The following is a 26,664-nucleotide window of genomic DNA, read 5'->3' on the forward strand; positions in this document are numbered from 1 at the left end:
GCAAATGGTGAAGGCGGTCGCCCGGTCGGCAGCCGCTGTGGGCGGTGCCGGACCCGGAACCGGTCCGACGTGTTTCAGTCTCGCGGCGGGGAGGGGTCCCGCGCCCTGGTGTTCAGCGCAGTCTTTTGCTGTGGAAAACCCCACCCCCGCCGGTGTGCCAACCGCCCCCCGGCGGCGTAAAGCCAGGTTAAGGACGGGCCTCTGCCCGTCTCGTCCTCCGCCGGTACGAACCCTCCCCAGGTCGTAGTACGGAGGTACCCCTAGGGGCAGTCCACCGAAGGGTGGAGTCCGTCTCAGGGTCGGCTCCACCCGTGGGCTCACTCAGGCTCCACCCTCCCGCAGCGTCAGGGTCAAGTGGGAAGCTGTCCGCGGCAGGTAGGTGCAAGGGGCAGGCATGAGCGACGGGCCCGGGGCGAGGGTGTGGCCGGGCGAGGGGGAGGACCGGGGTGGGCAGCACCAGTTCCGCGGAACGTGAGGCCGCACGACCCGCCGCGGCCGGCCGGCGCGGAGCCGTCGTCGCGGCGCTGATGCTCTCGATGGCGCTGGCGGCGCTGGACGCGACCATCGTCTCGACCGCCGTCCCGCAGATCGTCGGGGACCTCGGCGGTTTCTCCGTCTTTTCCTGGCTGTTCTCCGGCTACCTGCTGGCCGTGACCGTCACCTTGCCCCTCTACGGCAAGCTCTCCGACACCTTCGGCCGCAAGCCGGTCCTCATAGCGGGGTCGGCGCTCTTCCTCCTAGGGTCGCTGCTGTGCGCGCTGGCCTGGAACATGGGGGCGCTCATCGCCTTCCGCGTCGTGCAGGGCCTGGGCGGCGGCGCGCTCCAGGGCACCGTGCAGACACTCGCCGCCGACCTGTACCCGCTGAAGGACCGGCCGAAGATCCAGTCGAAGCTGTCGACGGTGTGGGCGGTCTCCGCGGTCGCCGGCCCCGGTCTCGGCGGAGTGCTCGCCGCGTACGCGGACTGGCGCTGGATCTTCCTGATCAACCTGCCGATCGGCGCGGTCGCGCTGTGGCTGATCGTGCGTCACCTCCACGAGCCGGAGCGGGAAGCCACCGCACGCGCGCGCGTGGACTGGGCGGGGGCCCTCTCGGTGTTCACCTGCGGCGGCGTGCTGCTCACGGCCCTGGTGCAGGGCGGGGTGGCGTGGCCGTGGCTGTCGGCGCCCTCGCTGGCGCTGTTCGGTTCGGGACTCGCCCTGGCCGCGGTCGTGGTGCTGGTGGAGCGCCGGGCGGCGGAGCCGATCATCCCGGGCTGGGTGTGGCGGCGCCGTACGATCGCCGCGGTCAATCTGGCCCTGGGCGCGCTGGGTCTGCTGATGGTCGCGCCGTCGGTCTTCCTGCCCACCTACGCCCAGTCGGTGCTGGGCCTCGCGCCCGTGGCGGCCGGCTTCGTGCTGTCCGTCTGGACATTGAGCTGGCCGGTGTCGGCGGCGCTGAGCCAGCACGTGTACCGCAGGATCGGTTTCCGCAACACGGCGATGCTGGGCATCGGCACGGCCGCACTGATCCTGTTCGCGTTCCCCTTCCTGCCCTACCCCGGGCAGGCCTGGCAGCCGGCCCTGCTGATGCTGCTGCTCGGCGCCGCGCTGGGCCTGTTCCAGCTGCCGCTCATCGTCGGTGTGCAGTCGACGGTGGGATGGGCGGAGCGCGGTACGACGACCGCGTCCGTGCTGTTCTGCCGCCAGACCGGCCAGACGATCGGCGCGGCGGTGTTCGGCGCGGTCGCCAACGGGGTGCTGGCCGCGCGGCTCGGCGGGGCGGGCGACCTCGACTCGGTGACGCGGGCACTCGACTCGGGCAGCGCGCCGGAGGCGACCCGGCGGGCCATCGCCGACGCGGTGCACGCGGTCTACCTGGGAGCGGCGTGCGCGGCGGCCCTGGCGTTCCTGGTGCTGCTGTTCCTCGCGCCCCGGAAATTCCCGGTGCTGAAGGACTGAGCGCGTCCGTATCCTCGCGCCCATGGTGACCTTGGAGCCCCTGCGGGCGGAACACGCGGACGCGTTGCTGGCCTTCGAGCGGGAGAACCGAGCGTACTTCGCCCGCACCGTGCCGGACCGCGGGGACGCCTTCTTCACGGCGGCGGGGTTCGCGGCACGGCTTCGGGCGCTCCTCGACGAGCAGCACGCGCGCGTGTGCCGCTTCCACGTGGTCCTCGGGGAGGACGGCGAGCTGATCGGCCGGGTGAACCTGATGGACCTGGTGGACGGCCAGGCCGAACTCGGCTACCGCGTCGGCCGACAGGCCGCAGGCCGGGGCGTGGCGACGGCAGCCGTGGCGCAGGTGTGCCGGCTGGCTGCCACCGGCTACGGTCTGACGTCCCTCACCGCGGTCACGACCCTGGACAACCCGGCTTCCCTGAAGGTCCTCGCCCGCAGCGGCTTCGTCCGGGTGGAGAACATCACGGTGGACGGACGACCGGGGGTCCGCCACGAGCGCCGGCACCTGGACGCCGCCCCCGACGGCCCCTAGGGCGCGCCCCCGACCCGTTTCCGGGTTCGGACACTCTTGCGGGTGACGCGGAGTGACGGGCCGTGCGTGTCTGCTGGTGGCATGGACTTCAACAGGCGCACGGCGATGGCAGCGGGACTCGGGGCGATGGTCGCGGGCGGCGGCAGCACGGCACGGGCGGCCGCGCCCATGACGGTGACGGTGACGGTGCAGGGCGAGTCCGCGGTGCGGACGAACATCCCGGTGGTGAGGGACCGTCGGGCGGCCGGCGGCCGGTACCTGAGGTTACGGACGGAGGGGAAACCCCCTGCGCGGACCGGCTGGTACGCGACGTACTCCGTGCGCGCCCCGCGGGCCGGGGTGTACGCGCTGACGGCCGTGGCCACGGCGCCGGTCGAGACGCCGCACACCGAGGCCGTCGCCTCCTACCTGCACCTGTCCGTGAACGACGGCCCCTTCTGCGAGATCGCGCGCTCGCAACCGCACTGGTACGAATCACCGCCCGCCTGGGGCGACCTGTCCCGGCTGGACCTGGGGACGGTCGAGCTGCGGGACGGCACCAACACGCTCACCTTCCGCGTCACCGAACCGACCGTCCTGGACACGACGACGGCGTACGTCCTGTCCCTGGACCGCTTCACCCTGCGCCACCTGGACGGGCACCCGGCCCTGCGCGAACTGTCGGTCCCCCGGCACCGCGAGGGCGAACCGGCCCGGCTGCGTCTGACCCTCGACGGACACGCCACGCGTGCCCACCGCGTGCGGTACGTGGTGAGCGACCACCACGGCCGGCGCGTCACCGCAGGCCACGCCGCCCTCGCCGCGGGCGACCTGAGCGCGACGGTCCCGCTGCCCGCGCTGCCCCCGGGGCACTACCGCGTGGAGGCGGACGGCGTGACGGGCCGGTTCGCCCGTCTGCCGGCACGGCTCGCCGTCACCGGCCCCGCCGCCCGCTTCGGGGTCAACGTCTGGGCGTCCTCCCTCGTCCCGCCCTCGCGTCTGGCGGACTTCGCCTCCGCCCTGCGGGACATGGGAGCCGGCTGGGTACGGGACGGCCAGTCCTGGCCCGCGGTCGAGCCATTGCCGGGCGTCCACGACACCGGCCACCACGACCGCCGCACCCGCACCCTGCGCGCCCACGGCCTGGCCGTCCTCGACGTGCTGTCCCCCGCCCCCGAGTGGGCGATGACCGACGCCTCGCTCCCCCTCCCGGCGGACCTCAGGCACGCCTACCGCTACGCCCGGCGCCTCGCGGCCGCCGCCCCCGAGGCGCTCCAGCTGTCGAACGAACCGGACGTCGACACCACGCGCAGCACCGGCGACGCCCACGCCGCGTTCGTGAAGGCCGCCGCGCTCGGCATCAAGGACGCGGCGCGCGAACCGTGCCTCGTCGTGCTCCCGGGCATCGCCCAGACCGGCCCCTTCCAGGACCTGATGCTCGCGAACGACATCGTGCGGTACGCCGATGGGTGGGCGTTCCACGGCTACCCCGATCCCACCGAGCCGGGCGAGCCGCGCTTCCCGGGTGCCGCCGACGAACAGCACGAGCTGGCCCGCCGGCACGAGGCGGACATACCGCTGTGGATGACGGAGTGCGGCGCGTTCCAGAAGGCGCGCCCGGGTGCGGACCTGACACCCGCGCAGGAGATCGAGCAGGCGCGGTATGTGGTGCGTTCCATGGTGGAGGGGCTGGCGGCGGGGAACGACCGGCAGTTCTGGTTCGCCGGCCCGCCGCTGCACGACGACGGCGTCTACTTCGGGCTGCTCGACCGCGACTTCCTGCCGCTGCCCGCCTACAGCGCGTTCGCGGCCCTCACCTCGCTGCTAGGTGCGGCCCACTTCACCGGCCCCGCGCCCCTGCTGCCGGACGGCGTCCAGGGGTTCGTGTTCGACAGCGGGCGGGGCGAACAGGTCACGGTGGTGTGGTCGGAGCGGCCCGTCCGCCTGGACCGGTGCCCGGCGAGGACCGCCTACGACATCATGGGCCGCCGTCTTCCCGCCGGGCAGCCGGTGACCGCCTCGCGCGATCCGCTCTACTTCACCTCCGCCGCGCCCCCGGCGGCCTCCCCTCGGGCCCTCGCGCGGCCGAGGGCCCGGCTCTCCCCCGCCGAACACATCGTCCTCGCCCAGCGCTTCCCCGCCCGCAACGCCGCCCCCGGCAAGCAGGACGGTGACGCGCCCCCGCCGCACGGCTACCGCCTCGGCCGCCGCACCCGCATGACCGTCGACGTCTACAACTTCGACGACACCGCACACCGCGTGACCGTCTCGGCACGACCGGTGGGCGGCGGATGGATTGTGCGGGCCGGCCAAGGACAGCGCGAGACGTCCATACGTGTACCGGCCGGAGGGAGGGCCGGCGTCAACTTCACGCTCCTCGCGGGCAGTTCGGTCCCGCGCCGGATCGACCGGCGGCTGGCCTTCCGGGCGACGGTTGACGATCACGCCGAAGTACCCGCGACCGTGGCCCTGATCCACCGCGGCTGACGCACCGCGGAACCCCGAGAAGCCGGGTTAACGCCGGTAACACCCGAGGTCGGGAAGGTAAGCGCATACCGACCGATCAGTTTGCAGAAACCCTCGCGCAGGACCCCTACTCCGAAGTAGCGTGCGTGGCTCCCGCCCCCCACCTCCCTGCGGCCCGCCGCACCGGATCCAACCCTCGCAAGGAGTACCGGGATGTCCTACGACCCGTCCCCTTCCTACCCGTACCGACCACCCGACCCACCCAAGTACCCGTCACCGTCCCCGTCCTACGACCCGTACACGTACGACACCTATCCCTGGGCGCCGCAGGAGGCTCCCGAGCCCGCCGGACGGCGTCCCCAGCGCCACGCCGCGCTCGGACACCACAGCGACCTGCGGGTGTTGCGCAGCGCCTACCGCTGGCAGCGGCGCGTGGCCACGCTCACCGCGCTCGGCTACTTCGTCCTGTTCCTGATCCTGTCGGCGTTCGCGCCCTCGTTCATGACGAGCACCGTCACCGACGGCCTGCCCACCGGCCTGCTGCTGGCGCTCGTCCAGGTCCCCGTGACCTGGCTCGCGGTCGCCCTGTACGAGCAGACGGCCCGCCGCCGCGTCGACCCGATCGCGGACCGGATACGCAAGCACGCCGAGCTGGACGCGAAGCGGGAGGGAACACGGTGAACACCGTCTTCAGCGGCAACGCCCAGGCGATGTCCCTCGTCGGCTTCTCCGCCGTCGCCACGATCACGCTGCTGCTGTGCGTGATGACCGGCCCGGACCGGGACGACCTGGACGAGTTCTACACCGGCTACAGCTCCCTGTCCCCCATGCGCAACGGCCTGGCGATCGCCGGTGACTACATCTCCGCCGCGACCGTCCTCGGCACCGGCGGGGTCATCGCCCTGTTCGGCTACGACGGGATCGTGCTGGCGCTGAGCACGGCCCTGTCCCTGATGCTGCTGATGTTCCTGCTGGCCGAACCGCTGCGCAACGCGGGCCGGTTCACCATGGGCGACGCCCTGACCCGCCGGATGCCGGGACGCGCGGTCCGTATCGCCGCCTGTGCGGTGACCCTGGCGGCGCTGGTGCCGCTGATGCTCGTCCAGCTGGCGGGGACCGGGCAGCTGATGGCGTTCATCCTCGGCTTCTCGGGCGAGTCACTCCAGACCGGCTGCATCATCGGCGTGGGTGCGCTGATGATCAGCTACGCGGCGATCGGCGGGATGAAGGGCACCGCCCTCATCCAGATCCTGAAGATCGTGATGCTGCTCGGCTCCGGCATGGTGGTCGCGGTACTGATCCTTAACCGGTTCGACTGGGACCCGGGCGCCCTGTTCGACGCGGCCGCCCAGAACAGCGGAGTGGGATCGGCGTTCCTCTCCTCGGGCCTGCAGTTCGCGGGCGGCCCCAGCCCCGACCTGGACATGATCACCGCGCAGCTGACGGTGGTCCTCGGCGGCGGCGTCCTGCCGCACGTCACCATGCGCATGTACACGGCCTCCAGTGCCCGGCAGGTGCGGCGCTCGATGTCCTGGGCGGTGTCGGGTGTGGCACTGTTCGTGCTGGTCATCACGGTCGTCGGCTTCGGCGCGACCGCGCTGATCGGGCGGAAGCTGATCGCGCAGGTCGACCCGCAGGGCAACACGGCCTATCTGCTGGGGTCGCAGGCCGCGTTCGGGCGGGACGTGTCGTCGGCGGAGACGTTCCTGTTCACCACCGTCACCACGGCGGTCTTCCTCACACTGCTCGCCTCCGTCGCCGGCATGATCCTGGCCTGCGCCAACTCCCTCGCGCACGACGTGTTCGCGGCCCGGGTGCAGGAGATGTCGCCACGGCGCGAGATGACCGTGGCCCGGCTGTCGGCCCTGGCCGTGGGCGTCCCCGCGATCCTCCTGGCCACCCAGGTCCAGCACCGCAGCCTGCAACCGCTGGTCACGCTGTCCTTCTGCCTGGGCGCCTCGGCCATCGCGCCCGCGCTGGTCTACAGCCTCTTCTGGCGCCGCTACACGCGAACGGGCCTGCTCAGCACCCTCATCGGCGGCTCTCTCGCCGTCCTGGTGCTGATGCCGGGCACCAACCTGGTCTCCGGCTCACCGGTATCAGCTTTCCCCGAAGCCGACTTCAACTGGTTCCCGTTCACCACGACGGGCCTGCTCTCGATACCCCTGGGCTTCGCCTGCGGCTGGCTGGGCACGATCGCCTCCGGCCGCCGGAAGTCGGAGGAGCAGCGCCACCAGTACGAAGCGGTGGAGGGCTGGATCCTGGCGGGCGCGGTACGCAGGGACAACTGACGGGGAATCCGGGCCGACCGGCCCACACGCCACGCATGCGTGCACGCACACATGCATGCCTGCACGCACGCACGCCGAGTGCCGCCCCGTCACGGGCAACCGAGGGGGCGGCACCGGTGACGGGCCGCAGGCCGCCGGCGGTGTCACTCCGCCGCCGCCCGTCCCGCCCACGCCGTCAGGCTGGTGTGGACGCGGTCGATGTGGGCGAGGGCGTCGTCCCGCTGCCCGGCGTGCGCGCGGAGGACCCGGTCCGTCTCCGCCTCCACGGCCTCCGCGTGCTCCCGGGCCCGGGCGACCAGCTCCGCCGCACGGGCGTGCGCCTCTTCCTCCAGGTCGCGGGCGGAGTCCTCGGCGTCGGCGAAGGCCTGCTCGGCCTCGGACAGTTCTGCCTCGGCGCTCGTCACCGCCTCGTCGTGGTGCGCGTCGAGGGCCGCTTCGCGGGCGGTCTCCTCCCGTTCCGTCTCCGCCCACCGCTCGGCGCGTTCCTTGTCCTGCTCGGCCAGCATCCCGGAGGTGCGCTGCCGCATCTCCCGCAAGGCGGCCAGGGCCTCGTCCCGATGCTCCTGGGCCTCGCGCCGGGCCGCGGCCAGGGTCTCGTCGGCCTCGGCGTGCGCGGCGAGAAGCCGCTGCCGGGCGCGCTCGTCGGCCTCGGCGCGTACGGTCTCGGCATGCGCCCGTGCGGATTCGCGCACGCCGGCTGCGGAGGCCCGCGCCTCGTCCACGAGTTGGCGCGCCTCTTCTCGCGCCCCCTCCCGTACGGCCGCGGCCTCCTGCTCGCCGAGTTCGAAGAGCCGGTGTGCCCGGTCGCCGAGCGTGGCGTAGTTCTGCGGGGCCAGCCGGGCCACGGCCTCGCGCAGCCGGGCCAGTTCCTCGTCCATCCGCCGGGCGAGCACCGTCAGGCGGGCTGCTCGCTCCCAGCCCGCGTCCCGGTCCGCGGAGAGGGCCTCGGCGTACGCGTCGACCTGCTCGGGACGGTAGCCGCGTCCCCGCACGGCCGTGAAGCCGTGCGGGGACGCCGTCGCGCTGCTCATCCGGACCCCTCTCCACCACATCGACGTAAAGTCGCGCCAGAAATGGGATGATTCAGCGCACATCTTGGTGGATCAGACGGAAGTGTTCACAACGCGACACTCCGCTCGGAGCACGGGGCTCCGCGGCCGCACGGGCGGCGGCCATCAGCCCCAGGTGGTGCCCGCGGGCTCCTGGATGGTCGTGTTGATGCGGTTGAACATGTTCGTGACCGAGACGGTGAGGATCAGCGCGGAGAGCTCCTTCTCGTCGAAGTGGTCGGCCACCTCGTCCCACAGCGCGTCCGGCACCGACTCCCCCGAGAGGTCGGAAAGCCGCGTTATCGCCTCCGTCAGCTTCAGAGCCGCGCGCTCGGCGTCCGAGAAGAAGGGCGCGTGCCGCCAGGCGGCGACGCCCGCGATGCGCTCCTCGCTCACCCCGGCCTTGCGGAGGTTGGCCACGTGCCCGTGCACGCAGGCACCGCAGCCGTTGATCTGGCTGGCGCGCAGCCCGACGATCTCCGCCACGTCCTGCGCCAGGCCGCCTTCCCCGATCGCCTGGAAGAGGGTGCCGATGCCCTTCATCGCGCCGGAAAGGACGTACGCCGGGTTCGTCATCCGTGCCTGCATGATCTCTGCCTCCTGTGTCGGCGGTGCGTCGTGCGTCGCTGTCACTGCACTGACGGAGCGGCGCAGGCAGGTGTGACAGCCCGGCGCGAAGAATTTCGGCACGGGCATGAAAAAGCCGGGCCCGGTCGTACGAACGACCGGACCCGGCTCCGTGCGGCACCTCAGCGGCGACGGCTCACAGCAGGCCGTCCCACATCTGCTCCAGCAGCACCGACCACCAGCTCTCCGGCGAGCCCAGCGCCGCCGGGTCGAGCGCGGCCAGCTGGGCCTGGAAGTCGACGGTCCAGCGGCCCGCCTGCTCCTGGTTCAGCCCGAACCGCAGCCGCCACATCCGCCCGAGCAGCGCCAGACAGCGGGCGAACTCCGGCAGCCCGGTGTTCACGAACTGGGGCGGCACGGGCGCCCCGCCCGGACCCGCCTCCACCGGCACGGCGACGATGTTCGCCGTGCCGTACTGCACGCAGATCGCCTTGCCGAAGTCGCTGCCCATCACCAGGTAGGAACCCGCGTCCGAGGCCGGCTGCACACCGCGCTCGGCCGCCAGCTCCGCCAGCGTCGGAACGGGCCGCCCCGGCTGGGCCTGCGCCCAGAAGAACGGGCCCATGTCCATCGGCAGCCCGGCCGCCACCAGCGTGTGCGCCACCACCGGCGGCACGCCCTGCCGCGACACGGCCGCTTGCTCGAACCGGAACACCCCCGGCCCGAACGCGGCACCCAGCTCCTGCCCGATGGCCTCCGGCGGGATCGGCGGCGCCGGCTGCACCGGCGGCAGCGGCGCGCGCACCGGAGCCGGACGCGCCGGGCCGTCCGCCACCTGGTGCAACTCGCCCTGGTGGGCCAGCAGCTGCTGCATGCCCTGCTGCCGGCTCGCGTGGTCGGTGCCGTACGGGGCGATGCTCGTGATGCGCGCCTGCGGCCACTGCTCCCGGATCATCCGCGCGCAGTACGCGCCCGGCAGCTCGCACGACTCCAGCTCGGTGTGCAGCTCAAGCACCTGGTCCGGGGGCACGTTCATGGCCCGCAGCTCGTGGAAGATCTGCCACTCCGGGTGCGGCGTGCCCGGCGCCGAACGCCGGATCAGCTGCTGCTCGGAACCGTCCTGCGCGCGGTAGCGCAGCACGGCCTGGTAGCCGGGGCCCACGGTCGGCTGCCCGGTGGGCTGCTGCGGATAGCCGTACGCCGGCGGCTGCCCGGGGGCGGGCTGGCCGGGCGGCGGCATCGCACCCGGAGGCATGGCACCCGGAGGCATCGCGCCGGGCGGCATACCCGGAGGCATCGCCCCGGGCACCCCGCCGTGCGGCACGGGCGGCGGGCCACCAGGTGCGCCAGGTGCTCCCGGGGCTCCCGGGGCAGCGGGCGGCGCGCCGGGTGCCTGCGGCGGCGGAGGCACGCCCGGGCCGCCCGCCGGAGGCGTGGCCAGCATGGTCTCCGCGTGATGCACGGGACCCGGGCCGCCCGGAGCACCCGGAGCACCGGGCGGCTGCGGCGCGCCCGGCGGGTGAGGAGCGCCGGGGGCTCCCGGAGGACCGGGCGGCTGCGGAGGCTGCGGCGCGCCCGGGCCCGGCCGGCCGGGGTCGGCGAACATCGTGGCGGCATGGTGGACGCCCCCAGGAGGCGTACCACCAGGGGCGCCGGGCGGCTGCGGCGCGCCGGGGGGACCAGGCGGCTGCGGCGCGCCCGGCCCCTGCGGAGACCCGGCCCCCGCAGAACTGCCCGAGCCGCTCGGCCCGCTCGGCGCACCGGGACCCTGGGAACCGGGCCCTCCCGGCCCGTCAGGACCCAGCGCCGACACGAGCTGCGTCGGCACGTAACCGCCCGCCGGAGTACCCGGAGCCCCGGGCCCCGACGGCGGGGGCGTGCTGCCCGGCCGCGCTCCCGGCGCACCCGGAGCACCCGGAGCACCCGGCGGAGGCGGCGTGGTCGGACCCGTGCCCCGCCCACGGCCCGGCGGCGGAGCCGCCTTGCTGGTCGCGGCGTCGGCGATGTCCCCGGCGTTGGGCGCGAGCGGCCGCTCCGGCGCACCCGGCCCGGCAGGACCGGCACCCACTCCCTGCGGATAGCCGTACGGCTGCCCACCCGGCACCGGCGGAGGCGTACTGCCCTGCGGCACCCCGCCGGGCGGCGTCCCCGGTACACCGGGCGCGCCGGCCGGGCCCGGGGGATAGCCGTATCCCGGGCCGCCCGCGGGACCGGAGCCCGGGGCGTTCGGACCGTCCACCGCCGGCGTCACCGCGGTCGGCGGAAGCTGACTGCCGCCCGACATCAGGGCCGTGTGCGCGTCGGGCGTCGACGACGGCGGTGGCGGCGTGGCACCGTCGGCCTCGCTCAGCGGCGGCGCGAAGACCGTCGCGGGCAGCGGTACGGAACGGTCGTCACCCGCGTCGCCGTTGGTGTCCGTACCGGCCCAGGGCGTCGCCCCCTCCGGCACGCCCGGCGCGGCGGAACCACCCGGACCGGCGGCCGAGCCGTGGCCCGCCTCAGCATCACTCCCCCCGGCGGCCGGCCACGCCGTACCGCTCCCGGGCGCGACGGGCGCCCCGTGAGCGGGAGTCGCACCGCCCCCGGCCGAGGCACCGGAGGCGGAACCGGAACCGGAAGCCGACCCACCGGAAGAAGCCGGACCACCGCCGGCACCCGCAGAACCCGCGGGAGCCGCAGGAACCGAAGGGGCCGCGGTAGCCGAAGGCGCCGCAGGAACCGAACCCGTCTCACCGGCCCCCGCACCCCGCCGATCCGGAATCCCCAGCTTGTCCGCCGCATCCTGCAACCACTCCGGCGGAGTCAGCAGGAACGACGTCTGATTCAGATCCACCCGCGCGGCAGGCGCCGCCGGAGCCGGCTCCTCCGCCACATCCGGACGGCCGTACTCCTCCTCGTACCGGCGGATCACCTCACCCACCGGCAGCCCGGGCCACAACGTCGCCTCACCGCTGTCCCGCGCGATCACCAGCCGCTGCGCGCCGCCGTCCGACCGCGGCCCGTCCGCCCGGTCCTCGGCCCACACCACGAACCCGAGGTCGAACTCCCGCACCCGCACCTCACGATGCTGGTACGCCGGGAGATCCCCGTTGATCCACTCTTCCGCGCGCTCCTGCGCCTGCGCGAAGGTCACCATCGCCGACCTCACTCCCCCACGGCCGAGGACGACACCGCGACCACCGGCACCACACGCGCGAACCCGCCGTCCACCATCAGGTTCGCCACCGTCTCCAACTCCGGCGGGTCGCCCGCCAGCCGCGACAGGAAGACATCGAAGTCGTCCCCGCACGGCAGCAGCAGCCGCTCCACGCGCTCCGCCGGCGGAACCGAGGGATCCACGTCCCGCGCGTCGTCGTACGCGCAGAACCACACGGACCCGATGCGCTCGCCCTTCACCTTCACGGCCAGCAGCCCGCCCTGGACGAAGGCGACCCCCAGATAGTCCTTGGTCAGATGGTCACGCAGACACTTGTTGACGTACACCAGGTCATTGACCGCGGCCTCGTCCCGCACCGTGAAGAACGGCTGGTCCACGAGCAGCCCCAGCTCCGCGTCCAGCGCGGCACCCACCGGCGCACAGCCGCCCGCCGCCTTCAGGAACGACCGGTACGCACCCGGCAGCCGGTAGCCGAGGTCCTCCTCGACCCCCTGCACCTGCGACTCCGTCACCGCCACACCCGACTTCGGCAGCCCGAAGTGCGCCGGACGCGTCTCCTGCAACGGCCGCGTCCCCCGCTTGGAGTGGTCGACACCCGACGTCGCCACACCCCCGTGATGCCGCAGCAGCGCCTTCACCTCGACCGGCACCAGCTCCAGCCGCCGCGACCCCACCACGTGGTGCCACGTCCAGCCGTGCGGCGTCGCCACCGCCGGCACCGTGTCCCACAACTCGTGCCCGGACGCCGACAGCGCCGTGTTCGCCGACACGTAGTCCGTCAGCCGCAACTCGTCGACACCGAAACCCTCCGGCGGCTCCGCGATCTCCGCGGCCGCACGCGCGTAAGCCGAGAAGTCGGGGTAACCATGCTCGTCGACCCGTACCCCTCTCGGGTGACGGGCCGCGCGGACCGGATCCGGGAAATGCACGACCTGCCCGGCGTAGGCCGCGTTCGGCGGCGCGGCTTGCTGCCCGAGCCGACCTGTCGTCATGGCGGTTGCCCCCTGCGGCACTCTGTACGACCCGTATTGACCACCCTTGGCACACTACGACCCGTATCGACTGTCACGTCTTGTTTCTCGACTCCACTGCACCTCGGCGCAGTTCACCGCACCTCACTGCACGCCCCGGCCCCGCGGATCACCCTCCGGTTCACGACATCGAACCCCGAACGGATCACCGCATCGCCCGCGGTGCCGACAGCCTATGCGGTACGACGACACCGGTCACCGGCACCGGCCGGCACCCCCCTCCGCTTCCGTGACCAGCCGTCACCCCACCGTGACGGCACACCCCGCTCCGGGCGTGTCGCCGCGCCCCAGCTTCCGCACCAGCCACGGCATTTGGCAGTCTGTGACCCCCGGGGGGATGCACGGAGGGGAAGACGATCATGAACGCCACGCAGACGGGACCACACACCGGCCGGTCCGCCGACCCACGAAACAGCGACCCCAGAGGCGCAACCCGCGACACCGGCCCCCAGGACGGCGACCCACGGGCCACCGACCCCCGGGGCGGCGACCCCCGCATCGGCTGGAGCACCACCGAATCAGCCCACGCCCCCGCCCTCCGGCACCGCCGCGACGGCATCCTCCCCACCGTCGCCGCCGCCCTCTCCGTCCGCGGCGCCACCCTCACCGGCACCGCCGCCCGCGGCGACACACCCCCCGCCCTGCACCCCCTCGTCCAGGACTTCCTCGACACACTCACCAGCGCCCAACGCGACCGCTTCACCGGCCGCTGCGCCGAAACCATCCTCATCTCCCGCCACATCGCCGCCGCCGACACCGCCCGCAGCAAACGCGCCGCGCGCAAACCCATGACCAACGGCGAGGCACGCAAAGCCCTCAAGCAGGCCAAACTCACGGCCCGACGCATCCGCGAGGACGGCGACCCCCTCCACGGCAGCTTCGCCACCCCCTGCCGCGCCTGCACCGCGCTCAGCGCCCACTTCGGGGTCCGCATAGTCGACCCGGCGTCCCAGAACGGCTGACGTCCACCCCCCACCCCAGCACCACGCAGCACGGCGCCCCCTCACGCGCGCCCCATGACCTCGACGAGACGAAGGGCAGATGCACACCGACCGCACCTCCACCACCCGCTTCGCCGTACCCGTCGACGCCGCCCTGCGCGCCGCCGGCTGGCAACCCGGACGCTGGGACATCAAACAAGCCGAAATCTGGGCCGACACCCTGCGCGACCACGCCTCACCCGCAGGCCACCGCCACACCGTCTTCCCCGCCGCCGTCGAAGCCTGGGCCGAATTCGGCGGACTCCACATCACCCCCACCGGCCCCGGCCGCCAAGTCGCCCCCGCCAACCTCCACCTCGACCCGCTGCACGGCCTCCACATGGCCCGCACCCTCGCCGACCTCGGCCGCGCCCTCGGCACCGACGTCTGCCCCCTCGGCACCGAAACCGACAGCCAGGCCCTCCTCGCCATCGACACCGACGGCCGCGCCTACACCCTCGACCACACCGGCGACTGGTACCTCGGCCCCGACATCGACCACGCCCTGGCCACCCTCATCACCGGCACCGAACCCGCACGCCTCACCACCGCCTGACCACCCCGAGGCGGCCTACGACGCCGGAATCACCGCCGACACCCGGAAACCCCCCGCATCCGTCGGCCCCGACACGAACACCCCACCCAGCGCCGACACCCGCTCCTTCATCCCCACCAGCCCGTTCCCCCCGGACGGCAACCGCGCCGACGACGCCGCCGCCTCCGGCGGCTCGTTCTCCACCTGCATCGCGATCTCCGACACCCGATGCGCCAACCGCACATACGTCTTCGCCCCGGCCGCGTGCTTGTGGACGTTCGTCAACGCCTCCTGCACCACCCGATACGCCGTCTGCTCCACCAACGGCGCATACGACCGGACATCCCCCTCCACCGACAACGCCACCACCATCCCCGCGGCAGCCGACTGCCCCACCAGCTCCTCGATCTCCGCCAGACACGGCCCCTCGTCATCCGCCGCCCGCGAAGCCGCCGCCGCGGCAGCCACCCCCACCGCCACCAACGGCACCGACGCGGCAGACTCCCGCCGCCCCTCCCCGCCACTGCGCAGCACCCCGAGCATCTCCCGCAGCTCCGTCAGCGCCTGCCGCCCCATGTCCCCCACCAGCGCGGCATTCCTCACCGCCTTCTCCGGATCCTTCCGGGCCACCGCCTGCAGCGCCGCCGCATGCACCACCATCAGACTCACCCGATGCGCGACCACGTCGTGCATCTCCCGCGCGATCCGCGTCCGCTCCTCGTTCCGGGCCCACTCCGCCCGCTCCTCCGCCCGCTCCGCGAGCAACTGAAGCTCCCGCTCCAGACTGTCCGCCCGCTCCCGCAGGCTCTCCATCAACCGCCGCCGCGCCCCCACGTACAGCCCGAGCAGCACCGGAGGCGCCGTGAAGCCCAGCGACATCGTGATCGCGGCGAAGGGCACGAACCAGTCCCCTATGTCCAGGTCGCCCCGCGACATGTCCTGCCGCGTCTTCACGAACGTCACGATCAGCGTCCCCACCAGCGACATCCCCGCCAGCGAGGCGATGATCCGCCGGGGCAGCTCGGCCGCGGCCAGCGTGTACAGGCCGACGACGCCCATCAGGAAGCCCATCTCGGCGGGCGTGATGGCGATCGACACCAGCACGACCGCGATCGGCCACCGCCGCCGCACGACCAGCACGGAACCGGCCAGCAACCCGAACACGACCCCCGCCGCCACCGGGATCCCGGCGTCCCGCGCGAACGGGATCCCCTCCAGCGCGCACTCCAGCGCGGACACCACGGCCAGGCTCACATCGAACACGGCACTACGCCGCCTGGCCCACCACCAAGGCCCTCCCCGGGCCGTCACATGGTCTTCCCCCGTCGCGGTCATGCCTCCCAGCCTACGGGCGGCCCCCGCCGGTTTTCCGGTGAGTTTCCCGGACTGGCCTACACCACACAGGGTGACCGTTCGGCTGCGAAACCACCCGATATCCCTCGAACTGCTGAATCGCTCACCGTTCGACCCTGAACCCGTCATTCCGCCCGGACGGTATGCGTATGACACATGCACCTGGCAAGTACGCGGACTTGGAGGGACTGCGGGAGAGGGCGGTGGCGCTACGCCGAGAGGGCCTCAGCCTCCGCCAGATCCGCGACGAGCTGAAGATCTTCAACAACGACATCCTCAACCGACTGGTGAAGGGAGAACCGCCCCCGGCCTGGACGAAGCGCCCGAACGCAAAGGACGACCTGAGGGAGCAGGCGAGGGAGCTTCGGCTCCAGGGTTGCACGTACGACCAGATCCAGGTCGAGCTGGGGTGCTCGAAGAGCTCGATCTCGCTGTGGGTGCGGGATCTGCCGAAGCCGGAGCGTCGCGACCCGACAGAGCAAGCGAAGCTGGCAGCGCAACGGAGGTGGGAGCACGAGCTGGCCGTGCGTGACGAGGAACGGCAGCAGACCAAGGCTGCCGCCAAGCAGGCGATCGGCGAGCTCTCTCAGCGAGAACTGTTCCTGGCGGGAGTCGTCCTGTACTGGGCTGAGGGCGCCAAGGACAAGGCGCACAGCCGGCAACGCCGCGAGAACCTCCAGTTCATCAACAGCGACCCGAACGTCATCGGCTTCTACCTGCGCTGGCTCGACTCGCAGGGCGTCGAGCGCGAGCGCCTCCGATTCCGCGTGTACATCCACGAGTCGGCAGACGTGACGGAAGCCGAGCTCTACTGGGCCGAGCTTGTCGGCGTGGACGCCTCAGCCTTCCAACGCACAACGCTCAAGAAGCACAATCCGAAAACCGTTCGGAAGAACGTCGGCGACTCCTATCGAGGCTGCTTGGCCATCTACGTCACCAAGAGCGCCGAGTTGTACCGTCGCATGGAAGGCGCCTGGTACGGCATAGTAGGCGCTGCACCTGCGGCCGATCTAGAGAATCGGACATAGCGGGCGAACCATCCCGGGTCGTCTAATGGTAGGACAAAGAGTTTTGGTCTCTTGAATGAGGGTTCGATTCCTTCCCCGGGAGCCACATAAGGCACGATCTCAGTTCGGGTCCTGACTCACATCCCTCGGTCAGGACCCGCACCCATGCCCCCCACAAAACCCCCCGGTATCCTGCGGATGTCACCCCACCCCATCCACAGCCGAAGGGCATCCCGTGAGCGCCAACCGCCCGGCAGCCGTCGTCGTTCTCGCAGCGGGTGAGGGCACCCGTATGAAGTCGGCCACACCCAAGGTCCTGCACGAGCTCTGCGGCCGCAGTCTCGTGGGTCATGTGCTCGCCTCCGCCGGCGAGCTCCAGCCCGAGCACCTGGTCGTCGTGGTCGGCCACGCCCGTGAGAAGGTCACCGCCCACCTCGGCGAGATCGCCCCCGACGTCCGTACCGCCGTGCAGGCGGAGCAGAACGGCACCGGGCACGCCGTGCGGATGGGCCTGGAGGAGCTCGGCGGGTCCGTCGACGGGACCGTCGTGGTCGTGTGCGGGGACACTCCGCTGCTGACCGGTGCCACCCTGCGGGCCCTCGCCGACACCCATTCCGCCGACGGCAACGCGGTCACCGTGCTGACCGCCGAGGTGCCGGACGCGACGGGGTACGGGCGGATCGTGCGGGACGAGGCCACCGGGGCCGTGACGGCCATCGTGGAGCACAAGGACGCCACCGACGCCCAGCGGTCGATCCGTGAGATCAACTCGGGTGTGTTCGCGTTCGACGGTCAGCTGCTCGCCGACGCGCTGAAGAAGGTGCGGACGGACAACAGTCAGGGCGAGGAGTACCTGACGGATGTGCTCGGGATCCTGCGTGAGGCGGGGCACCGGGTGGGGGCGTCGGTGGCCGGCGACCATCGTGAGATCGCCGGGATCAACAATCGTGTGCAGCTCTCCGAGGCCCGGCGGATCCTCAACGACCGGCTGCTGACCGAGGCGATGCTCGCCGGTGTGACCGTCATCGATCCCGCGACGACGTTCGTGGACGTCACCGTCACGTTCGGGCAGGACGCCGTCGTTCACCCGGGCACCCAGCTGCTGGGCGCGACGCATCTGGCGGAGGGTGCGGAGGTCGGGCCCAACTGCCGGCTGACCGACACGCGTGTGGGTGCGGGTGCGCGGGTCGACAACACCGTGGCGATGGGTGCCGAGGTGGGCGTGGAGGCGACGGTGGGGCCGTACGCGTATCTGCGTCCGGGGACGCGGCTGGGCGCGAAGGGCAAGATCGGTACGTACGTGGAGACGAAGAACGCGTCGATCGGTGACGGGACGAAGGTGCCGCACCTGTCGTACGTGGGTGACGCGACGATCGGTGAGCAGACCAACATCGGTGCGGCGAGCGTGTTCGTGAACTACGACGGGCAGGACAAGCACCACACGACGATCGGTTCGCATTGCCGGACGGGCTCGGACAACATGTTTGTGGCGCCTGTCACGGTGGGGGACGGTGCGTACACCGCTGCGGGGTCGGTGATCACGAAGGATGTGCCGCCCGGTTCGCTGGCCGTGGCCCGTGGTCAGCAGCGGAATATCGAGGGTTGGGTGGCTCGTAAGCGTCCGGGGAGCGCTGCCGCGAAGGCGGCGGAGGCGGCTTCCCGGGAGTCGGCCGGCGAGGGCTGACCGGAAACCGATGCCTCAAACACGGCGTACGGTGATAAGTGCACACCCGCACCCCCACCAGCTGAGACGGCCTCCGGCAAGCCGGCTGCGAGGTCTCTCGCCACCCAGCTGCGACACCTCTGAGGAGACAGTGCTGTGACCGGGATCAAGACGACCGGCGAGAAGAAGTTGATGTTCTTCTCCGGCCGCGCCCACCCCGAGCTTGCGGAGGAGGTCGCCCAACAGCTGGGTGTCGGGGTCGTCCCGACGAAGGCCTTCGACTTCGCCAATGGTGAGATCTATGTGCGTTATCAGGAGTCGGCGCGTGGTGCCGACTGTTTCCTGATCCAGAGCCACACGGCTCCGATCAACAAGTGGATCATGGAGCAGTTGATCATGATCGACGCGCTGAAGCGTGCGTCGGCCCGCTCCATCACGGTCATCGTGCCGTTCTACGGTTACGCGCGGCAGGACAAGAAGCACCGTGGGCGTGAACCGATTTCGGCGCGTCTGATCGCGGACATGATGAAGACCGCGGGTGCGGACCGGATCCTGACCGTGGATCTGCACACGGACCAGATCCAGGGTTTCTTCGACGGTCCGGTGGATCACCTGTTCGCGTTGCCGCTGCTGGCGGACTACGTGGGCCGGAAGGTGGACCGGGAGAAGCTGACGGTCGTGTCGCCGGACGCGGGCCGGGTGCGGGTCGCGGACCGCTGGTGTGACCGGCTGGGTGCGCCGCTGGCGATCGTGCACAAGCGGCGTGACAAGGACGTTGCGAACCAGGTCACCGTCCACGAGGTCGTGGGTGAGGTGAAGGGTCGCGTGTGTGTCCTGGTGGACGACATGATCGACACGGGTGGGACGATCTGTGCCGCGGCGGACGCGTTGTTCGCGCATGGCGCGGAGGACGTGATCGTGACGGCGACGCACGGTGTGCTGTCGGGTCCGGCCGCGGACCGGCTGAAGAACTCGCGGGTGAGCGAGTTCGTGTTCACGGACACGCTGCCGACGCCGGGTGAGCTGAGCCGGGACCTGGAGAAGATCTCGGTGCTGTCGATCGCTCCGACGATCGCGAGTGCGGTGCGTGAGGTGTTCGAGGACGGTTCGGTGACGAGCCTGTTCGACGAGCAGTAGGCACCTGTGGTGGTGCTTGCGTAGATCCTTTTGGGTGCGGCCTCCCCTTCCGAGTAGACTGCTGAAGTTGCTCGGCGAGGGAGGCCGTTCCCGTGTGGGGATGCGGTTGTCCGTTATCGACGCGCTCTTCGTAGCAGGCCGTTCGTGGCCGGGTGACCACGTCCGTTTCTGACTTCGAGGAGTGACTATGTCCGAGGTGAAGATCTCCGCCGCGACGCGCACCGAGTTCGGCAAGGGTGCCGCGCGCCGTATCCGTCGTGAAGACAAGGTTCCGGGTGTCCTGTACGGGCACGGTTCGGACCCGCTGCACCTGACCCTGCCGGGTCACGACCTGCTGATGGCGCTGCGTACGCCGAACGTGCTGATCGCGCTGGACATCGACGGCAAGTCGAACGAGCTGGCGATTCCGAAGTCGGTGCAGCGTGACCCGCTGAAGGGCTTCCTGGAGCACGTGGACCTGCTGCTGGTGAAGCGCGGCGAGCAGGTCACGGTCGAGATCCCGGTGCACACCGAGGGCGAGCTGGCCCCGGGTGGCTTCCTGCTGGAGCACGTGCTGAACGCGCTGCCGGTGGAGGCCGAGGCGACCCACATCCCGGAGTCGGTGACGGTCTCCGTCGAGGGTCTGGCCGCGGGTGACTCGATCCTGGCCAAGGACATCACGCTGCCGAAGGGCACGAAGCTGAACGTCGAGGAGGACGCCGTCGTTCTGCAGGTCCTGGCCGCGCAGGCCGAGGAGGCCCCGGAGGGCGAGGAGGCCGCTGAGGAAGAGGCCGCCGAGGCCTGATCCTCTGCGTCGTCGTTTCGTCGGCCGCTGTTCCCGTGCGGGGCAGCGGCCGACGCGTATGAAGGAGACATGGACGTGACGACCGATGCCGCCGCTCCCTGGTTGATCGTGGGGCTGGGCAATCCGGGGCCGGAGTACGCGGGGAACCGGCACAACGTGGGTTTCATGGTGGCCGATCTGCTGGCGGACCGGGTCGGGGGGAGGTTCAAGCGGGCCGGGCGGGCGCAGGCGCAGGTCGTTGAGGGCCGGATCGGGCCGCCGGGGCCGTTGAACCGGCGGGTGGTGCTGGCGAAGCCGATGTCGTTCATGAATCTGTCGGGTGGGCCGGTGAACGCGCTGCGGGATTTCTACAAGGTGCCGGTGGCTCATGTGGTGGCGATTCATGATGAGTTGGACATCGATTACGGGGTGCTGCGGCTGAAGCTCGGTGGTGGCGACAACGGGCACAACGGGTTGAAGTCGATGACGAAGGCGTTCGGGGCGGATTATCACCGGGTGCGGTTCGGGATCGGGCGGCCGCCGGGGCGGATGCCGGTGGCGGATTTCGTGCTGAAGGATTTCTCGTCGGCGGAGCGCAAGGAGCTGGACTACTTCGTGGACCGGGCTGCGGACGCGGTGGAGTGTCTGGTGATCGAGGGGCTGGAGCGGGCGCAAAGCACGTACAACTCCTGACTTGTCCCCCGGCGAGGTTGACGGGCCGTTCAGGCATGGCCAATGATCCCGGCCATGCCTGCCCATGCCACCCCTTCGTCTCCGGCCTCGGCCGTCGTGTTGCGGTTCGGGCGGTTCGCGGCGATGGGTGCGGTCGCGGTGCTGATCCTGATCGCGGGTGTGTGGGCGTCGTGGGGTACGGCGCAGCACGTGATGCTGACGAAGGGCCGGGAGCGGGGCACGGTCGAGGTGGTGCGGTGCGCATCCGATGCGTGCTGGGGGCGGTTCACGCCGTCGTCGGCGGGTGCGCAGCCGAGGTCGCGGGTGGTGCTGGAGAAGTCGGTCGCGGTGGAGAGGGGCCGGACCTACACGGTGGTCGTGAAGCCGGGCGGTGAGGACGCGGTGCGTTCGGGCCCGGCGGGGGTGTTGTACGCCTGGGTTCCGCTGGGTGGTGCCCTGTTGCTGGCGTCCATCGTGGTGGCGGGTGGTCTGTTGCGGACGCGGGCGGCGTGGGTGCTGGCGCTGTCGGGGGTGGCGTTGTTGACGGCGGCGTTCGTGACCGTCTGAGGGGTTGGGGCGTTCTCTCCCTTCTGTGGGGGGACGAGCGTTGTGTGTTCGTGATTGACGCGTCTGCGGACGACGCCAGAAGCTGAGCCGCCCCCTCCACATCTTCCCGGTCCTGGTGGCCCGGCGTCGGCGGGCCGGCCGCGGCTGACGTACGGCGTGAGCGTGCCCCCGAACCTGTGCGAGGTTCGGGGGCACGGTCGTGTGCGGGGCCGCGGGTTCAGCCGGTGTTGCGCAGGCCGGCTGCCACGCCGTTGACGGTGAGGAGCAGGGCGCGGGCGAGGAGCGGGTCGGGCTGTTCGCCGGCGGCGGCCGCGTCGCGCTGCCGCTTGAGCAGGGCGACCTGGAGGTAGGAGATGGGGTCGAGGTAGGCGTCGCGGATGGCGAAGGTCTGCTTCAGGACGGGTGCGGCGTCGAGGAGTTCGGTTTCGCCGGTGACGCGCAGGACTTCGCGGATGGTCAGTTCGTGTTCGGCCTTGATGGTGTCGAAGACGTGCTTGAGCTCGTCGGGGACGAGGGTGTCGACGTAGTGCTGGGCGATCCGCAGGTCGGTCTTGGCCAGGGTCATCTCGACGTTGGAGATGAAGTTGCGGAAGAAGTGCCACTGCTGGTGCATCTCGTCGAGGACGGTGTCGAGGCCGGCTTCGCGCAGGGCCTTGAGGCCGGAGCCGACGCCGAACCAGCCGGGGACGATCTGCCGGGACTGGGTCCAGCCGAACACCCAGGGGATGGCGCGCAGTCCGTCGAGGGAGACGCCGGAGCCGGGGCGGCGGGAGGGCCGGGAGCCCAGGTGCAGGTCGGCGAGCTGGTCCACGGGCGTCGACGCGAGGAAGTACGTCGGCAGGTCGGGGTCCTCGACGAGGCGGCGGTAGGCGGCGTGGGCGGCGTCGGAGACGACGTCCATCGCGGCGTCCCACCGGGCGAGGGCCTCGTCCGACTGGCGCGGGGCGGTGTGCAGGGCGGACGCCTGGAGGGTGGCCGCGACGGTGAGTTCGAGGTTCTCCCGGGCGAGGGACGGGATGAGGTACTTGTCGGAGATGACCTCGCCCTGCTCGGTGACCTTGATCTCGCCTTCGAGGGTGCCCCAGGGCTGGGCGAGGATGGCGTCGTGGGTGGGGCCGCCGCCACGGCCGACGGTGCCGCCGCGGCCGTGGAAGAGGCGCAGGCGTACGCCGTAGCGGTGGGCGACGTCGCGCAGGCGGCGCTGGGCGCGGTGGATCTCCCACTGGCTGGTGGTGATGCCGCCGAACTTGGAGGAGTCGGAGTAGCCGAGCATGACCTCCTGGACGTCGCCCCGGAGCGCGACGAGGCGCCGGTAGGACGGGTCGGAGAGCATGTCTTCGAGGATGGTGTCGGCGGCCTTGAGCTCGTCCGTCGTCTCCAGCAGCGGGACGATGCCGATCTTGGCCCAGCCGGCGTGCAGGTCGATGAGGCCGGCTTCGCGGGCGAGGACGGCGGCGGCGAAGACGTCGTCGGCGCCCTGGCACATGGAGATGATGTAGGACTCGATGACCTCGGGTCCGAACACCTCCAGGGCACGCTTGACGGTGCCGAAGACGCCGAGGGTCTTCTCGCCGGGCGCGTCGACGGGGGCCGGGGTGGGGGCGAGCGGCCTGCGGGAGCGGAGTTCCTTGGCGAGGAGCTTGGCGCGGTAGTCGCGGGGCATGTCGGCGTAGCGCCAGGACTCCTCGCCGAGCCGGTCGAAGAGCTGGCCGAGGGCGTGGTGGTGGGCGTCGGCGTGTTCGCGGACGTCCATGGTGGCGAGCTGGAGGCCGAAGGCGGCGAGGGTGCGGATGGTGCGGGCGAGGCGGCCGTCGGCGAAGAGGCCGCCGCGGTGCTCGCGCAGGGAGCGCTGGATGATCCGCAGGTCGGCGAGGAGCTCACTGGTGCCGAGGTAGTCGTGGCCGTCGCGGTGGGCGGTGCCCTTGGCGAGGCGCTTCTTGGTGTTCTCCAGCTTCTGCCGGATGCAGGTGGCCTTGAGCCGGTAGGGCTCTTCGGCGTTGAGGCGCTTGTAGCGGGGGCTGATCTCGGGGAGGTTCTCCAGGTCGGTCTGGAGGGAGGTCAGCAGTTCCTCGGTGGCGCCGGCGTAGCGGATGGAGTTGGAGAGGAAGCCGCGGAGTTCGTCGATGGTCTCCAGGGCGTCGTTGATGCCGTGTTCGTGCTGGAGGATCAGGACGTCCCAGGTGACCTGGGGGGTGACGTTGGGGTTGCCGTCGCGGTCGCCGCCGATCCAGGTGCCGAAGGTGAGGGGTCGGGTGTCGTCGGGGAGCTTGACTCCGGCCCGCTCCAGTTCGGCGGTGAGGTCTTCCAGGACGTCGCCGACGGCGCCCGCGTGCAGCTCGTCGAGGTAGTAGATGGCGTTGCGGGCCTCGTCGGCGGGCTCGGGGCGCACCACGCGCAGTTCGTCGGTCTGCCAGACGAGGTCGATGTTCTCGGCGAGGCGGGTGTCCAGGCGGCGCCGGTCGGATGCGATGACCGGGGTCTCCAGGAGCGCGGCGATGCGCCGGAGCTTGTTGAGGACGGAGCGGCGGGCGGCCTCGGTGGGGTGGGCCGTGAAGACGGGGCGGACGTTGAGGTTGGTGACCGTCTCGCGCAGGTGCTCGGGGTCGGCGTCCTTGAGCCGGTCGGCCGTACGGGCGAGGAGTCCGCCCTCGGCGGCGCGGCGGGCGCGCAGCTCGCGGCCGCGGTGGACCTGCTCGGTGACGTTGGCGAGGTGGAAGTAGGTGGAGAAGGCGCGGACCAGCTTGGCCGCGGTGTCGAGTTCGGTGCCGCGCAGCAGCTCGGCGGCGGCCTCGCCGTCCTCTCGGGTGAGGCGGCGGACCTTTTCGACGAGTTCCAGCAGCTCGGGGCCCTCTTGGCGGACGAGGGTCTCGCCGAGGAGGTCGCCCAAACGGCGGATGTCGGCACGCAGCTCGCTGCTCGTCGTCATGGTCTGGTCGTCGGCACTGCTCACAGGTGCGGCTCCTTGCAGTGTTGAAGCTCGTCTGGGAGGGGAACCCGGACGCCGTCTCGCGCGGCGGGGCGCCGCATGTGGATCGGACATCCGGGAGGAAATCAGAGCGGACCGCGCTGTCCGACCGACTCCAGGATAGGTGTCGGCCGGGACGCGCAGGCTCGCGGGCTCTTGCCGCCGGGCGACGCACTGCCATACTTACGATGCCGTAGGTTACGGAACCGTAGGAAGCACGTCACGGCTGCCGTGCCCCGGCCACTCCCTCTCCGTTCACATACCCCCCAGGGGACGCGTATGACCAGTAGCTCCGACGTGATCGACACCGCCCCAGAGGTGCCCGGTCAGGCCACCGACGCCGCATCCGCCACGCTGGGCGGCGAGAAGAAGCGGTCCATCGAGCAGATCGCCCTGCTCCTCTTCATCACCGTCCCGTTCGTCGCGCTGCTGGCGGCGGTTCCGCTGGCGTGGGGCTGGGGGGTGAGCTGGCTGGACCTCGGTCTGCTGGTCTTCTTCTATTACCTGGGGTGCCACGGCATCACGATCGGTTTCCACCGTCACTTCACCCACGGGTCCTTCAAGGCCAAGCGGCCGCTGAAGATCGCGCTGGCGATCGCGGGGTCGATGGCGGTCGAGGGTCCGCTGGTGCGCTGGGTGGCCGATCACCGCAAGCATCACAAGTTCTCCGACGCGGAGGGTGACCCGCATTCGCCGTGGCGGTTCGGGGAGACCCTTCCGGCGCTGATGAAGGGCCTGTGGTGGGCGCACATCGGATGGATGTTCGACGAGGAGCAGACGTCGCAGGAGAAGTACGCCCCGGACCTGATCAAGGACAAGACGCTCCGGAACATCTCCCGCCAGTTCGTGCTGTGGACGGTGGTGTCGCTGGCGCTGCCGCCGCTGATCGGCGGTCTGGTCATGATGTCCTGGTGGGGCGCGTTCACCGGCTTCTTCTGGGGTTCGCTCGTCCGGGTGGCCCTGCTGCACCACGTGACCTGGTCGATCAACTCGATCTGCCACGCGGTGGGCAAGCGGCCCTTCAAGTCGCGCGACCGTTCGGGCAACGTGTGGTGGCTGGCGGTCCTGTCCTGCGGTGAGTCCTGGCACAACCTGCACCACGCCGACCCGACCTCGGCGCGGCACGGCGTGATGCGCGGCCAGCTGGATTCGTCCGCCCGGCTGATCCGCTGGTTCGAGATGGCGGGCTGGGCGTACGACGTGCGCTGGCCGTCACGCTCCCGTATCGATTCGCGCCGTAACACCGGGGAAGGCGGCTCCCCGAGCGGGAAGGAGCCCGTCGAGGCGGCATGATGGTCGCTGTGGCGACCGACTCGAGCAGCACCCCAGGCAACGACAAGCCGCGGCGAGCGCGTCGCACCCGGATGACCGGTGCCGAGCGCCGTCAGCAACTGCTGGAGATCGGTCGCACGCTCTTCGCGGCGAAGGGCTTCGAGGGCACGTCGGTGGAGGAGATCGCGGCGAAGGCCGGCGTCTCGAAGCCGGTGGTGTACGAGCACTTCGGCGGCAAGGAAGGGCTGTACGCGGTCGTCGTGGACCGTGAGATGCGGCGTCTGCTGGACATGGTGACCAGTTCGCTCACGGCCGGTCACCCTCGCGAACTGTGCGAACAGGCGGCGTTCGCCCTGCTGGACTACATCGAGGAGTACACGGACGGGTTCCGCATCCTCGTCCGCGACTCCCCCATCCCCCAGTCGACGGGTACCTTCGCCTCGCTGATCTCGGACATCGCCACCCAGGTGGAGGACATCCTGGGCCGCGAGTTCAAGAGCCGCGGCTTCGACCCGAAGCTGGCGCCGCTGTACGCCCAGGCGCTGGTCGGCATGGTCGCGCTGACCGGCCAGTGGTGGCTGGACGTGCGCAGGCCGAAGAAGGCCGAGGTGGCCGCGCATCTGGTGAACCTGGCCTGGCACGGCCTGGACGGGATAGAGGCCAAGCCGCACCTGATAGGGCGCCGCAAGGCCTGACCCTCCCTGGCGTTGTCGCACCTCCCCCGCCGACGCGAGCGGG

The 26,664-nt window shown here is 71.4% G+C and carries 21 protein-coding genes and 1 tRNA gene; 16 read left to right on the plus strand and 6 right to left on the minus strand.

Annotated elements, in window-relative coordinates; translation table 11 throughout:
• The first annotated feature begins 446 nt into the window (after window positions 1–446).
• The 5 genes from OO68_RS28610 to OO68_RS28635 all read left to right on the plus strand — a co-directional run bounded on the left by OO68_RS28610 (window position 447) and on the right by OO68_RS28635 (window position 7,208).
• Window positions 447–1,940, plus strand: a complete 1,494-nt coding sequence (locus tag OO68_RS28610; RefSeq protein WP_033312061.1) for an MFS transporter — start codon at window positions 447–449, stop codon at window positions 1,938–1,940.
• Window positions 1,941–1,962: 22 nt separating this feature from the next.
• Window positions 1,963–2,472 (plus strand): GNAT family N-acetyltransferase, encoded by a 510-nt coding sequence (locus OO68_RS28615; RefSeq protein ID WP_033312062.1) that lies wholly within the window; start codon window positions 1,963–1,965, stop codon window positions 2,470–2,472.
• 81 nt (window positions 2,473–2,553) lie between these two features.
• Complete coding sequence (locus OO68_RS28625) at window positions 2,554–4,938, plus strand: hypothetical protein (protein WP_157852757.1); 2,385 nt, start codon at window positions 2,554–2,556, stop codon at window positions 4,936–4,938.
• A gap of 192 nt (window positions 4,939–5,130) precedes the next feature.
• A complete protein-coding gene (locus tag OO68_RS28630; RefSeq protein WP_033312065.1) occupies window positions 5,131–5,598 on the plus strand; it encodes a DUF485 domain-containing protein in 468 nt (155 codons plus the stop codon).
• 29 nt (window positions 5,599–5,627) lie between these two features.
• Window positions 5,628–7,208, plus strand: a complete 1,581-nt coding sequence (locus OO68_RS28635) for a sodium/solute symporter (RefSeq protein WP_033312145.1) — start codon at window positions 5,628–5,630, stop codon at window positions 7,206–7,208.
• Window positions 7,209–7,351: 143 nt separating this feature from the next.
• On the opposite strand, the gene OO68_RS28640 is transcribed toward OO68_RS28635, so the two are convergent.
• From OO68_RS28640 to OO68_RS28655, 4 genes are all read right to left on the minus strand, one after another.
• Window positions 7,352–8,239, minus strand: a complete 888-nt coding sequence (locus OO68_RS28640) for a coiled-coil domain-containing protein (protein ID WP_033312066.1) — start codon at window positions 8,237–8,239, stop codon at window positions 7,352–7,354.
• A 144-nt stretch (window positions 8,240–8,383) separates the two neighbouring features.
• On the minus strand, window positions 8,384–8,845 hold the full coding sequence (locus OO68_RS28645; protein ID WP_033312067.1) for a carboxymuconolactone decarboxylase family protein: 462 nt from the start codon (window positions 8,843–8,845) through the stop codon (window positions 8,384–8,386).
• A 175-nt stretch (window positions 8,846–9,020) separates the two neighbouring features.
• Window positions 9,021–11,960, minus strand: coding sequence for an SUKH-4 family immunity protein (locus tag OO68_RS44450; protein WP_078625501.1), 2,940 nt, complete (start codon window positions 11,958–11,960; stop codon window positions 9,021–9,023).
• 8 nt (window positions 11,961–11,968) lie between these two features.
• Complete coding sequence (locus tag OO68_RS28655) at window positions 11,969–12,973, minus strand: SMI1/KNR4 family protein (RefSeq protein ID WP_033312069.1); 1,005 nt, start codon at window positions 12,971–12,973, stop codon at window positions 11,969–11,971.
• A 398-nt stretch (window positions 12,974–13,371) separates the two neighbouring features.
• Here OO68_RS28655 and OO68_RS28660 point away from each other — a divergent pair, with 398 nt between their 5' ends.
• Together OO68_RS28660 and OO68_RS28665 are read left to right on the plus strand one after the other, a co-directional pair.
• Window positions 13,372–13,974, plus strand: a complete 603-nt coding sequence (locus OO68_RS28660) for a YwqJ-related putative deaminase (RefSeq protein WP_033312070.1) — start codon at window positions 13,372–13,374, stop codon at window positions 13,972–13,974.
• A gap of 79 nt (window positions 13,975–14,053) precedes the next feature.
• Entirely contained in the window at window positions 14,054–14,548 is a 495-nt protein-coding gene (locus OO68_RS28665; protein WP_033312071.1) for an SUKH-3 domain-containing protein, read from the plus strand.
• A 15-nt stretch (window positions 14,549–14,563) separates the two neighbouring features.
• Here the strand turns inward: OO68_RS28665 and OO68_RS28670 are convergent, their stop codons facing one another.
• Entirely contained in the window at window positions 14,564–15,862 is a 1,299-nt protein-coding gene (locus OO68_RS28670; protein ID WP_033312072.1) for a sensor histidine kinase, read from the minus strand.
• A 167-nt stretch (window positions 15,863–16,029) separates the two neighbouring features.
• Here OO68_RS28670 and OO68_RS28675 point away from each other — a divergent pair, with 167 nt between their 5' ends.
• From OO68_RS28675 to OO68_RS28705, 7 genes are all read left to right on the plus strand, one after another.
• Window positions 16,030–16,908, plus strand: coding sequence for a hypothetical protein (locus OO68_RS28675; protein ID WP_033312073.1), 879 nt, complete (start codon window positions 16,030–16,032; stop codon window positions 16,906–16,908).
• A gap of 11 nt (window positions 16,909–16,919) precedes the next feature.
• A tRNA-Gln gene (locus OO68_RS28680) sits at window positions 16,920–16,993 on the plus strand.
• Between the two features lie 129 nt (window positions 16,994–17,122).
• Window positions 17,123–18,571 carry a bifunctional UDP-N-acetylglucosamine diphosphorylase/glucosamine-1-phosphate N-acetyltransferase GlmU gene (glmU, locus tag OO68_RS28685; protein ID WP_078625502.1) on the plus strand — a complete coding sequence of 483 codons (1,449 nt, stop codon included), beginning with the start codon at window positions 17,123–17,125 and terminating at the stop codon, window positions 18,569–18,571.
• Window positions 18,572–18,706: 135 nt separating this feature from the next.
• Window positions 18,707–19,687 carry a ribose-phosphate diphosphokinase gene (locus tag OO68_RS28690; RefSeq protein ID WP_033312075.1) on the plus strand — a complete coding sequence of 327 codons (981 nt, stop codon included), beginning with the start codon at window positions 18,707–18,709 and terminating at the stop codon, window positions 19,685–19,687.
• A 187-nt stretch (window positions 19,688–19,874) separates the two neighbouring features.
• A complete protein-coding gene (locus OO68_RS28695) occupies window positions 19,875–20,471 on the plus strand; it encodes a 50S ribosomal protein L25/general stress protein Ctc (RefSeq protein WP_033312076.1) in 597 nt (198 codons plus the stop codon).
• Window positions 20,472–20,540: 69 nt separating this feature from the next.
• On the plus strand, window positions 20,541–21,143 hold the full coding sequence (gene pth, locus OO68_RS28700) for an aminoacyl-tRNA hydrolase (RefSeq protein ID WP_033312077.1): 603 nt from the start codon (window positions 20,541–20,543) through the stop codon (window positions 21,141–21,143).
• Between the two features lie 42 nt (window positions 21,144–21,185).
• A complete protein-coding gene (locus OO68_RS28705; protein WP_106974443.1) occupies window positions 21,186–21,689 on the plus strand; it encodes a hypothetical protein in 504 nt (167 codons plus the stop codon).
• A gap of 217 nt (window positions 21,690–21,906) precedes the next feature.
• On the opposite strand, the gene ppc is transcribed toward OO68_RS28705, so the two are convergent.
• Window positions 21,907–24,639: a phosphoenolpyruvate carboxylase gene (gene ppc, locus OO68_RS28710; protein WP_033312078.1), complete on the minus strand. Its 2,733-nt coding sequence runs from the start codon at window positions 24,637–24,639 to the stop codon at window positions 21,907–21,909.
• Window positions 24,640–24,933: 294 nt separating this feature from the next.
• On the opposite strand from ppc, the gene OO68_RS28715 reads away from it, so the two are divergent.
• On the plus strand, window positions 24,934–25,947 hold the full coding sequence (locus tag OO68_RS28715; RefSeq protein ID WP_033312079.1) for an acyl-CoA desaturase: 1,014 nt from the start codon (window positions 24,934–24,936) through the stop codon (window positions 25,945–25,947).
• Window positions 25,944–26,621 (plus strand): TetR/AcrR family transcriptional regulator, encoded by a 678-nt coding sequence (locus OO68_RS28720; protein ID WP_033312080.1) that lies wholly within the window; start codon window positions 25,944–25,946, stop codon window positions 26,619–26,621. The genes OO68_RS28715 and OO68_RS28720 overlap by 4 nt, the downstream gene beginning before the upstream one ends.
• Window positions 26,622–26,664: the final 43 nt, after the last annotated feature.

It is taken from the genome of Streptomyces iakyrus (assembly GCF_000717055.1).
GTDB lineage: Bacteria > Actinomycetota > Actinomycetes > Streptomycetales > Streptomycetaceae > Streptomyces > Streptomyces iakyrus.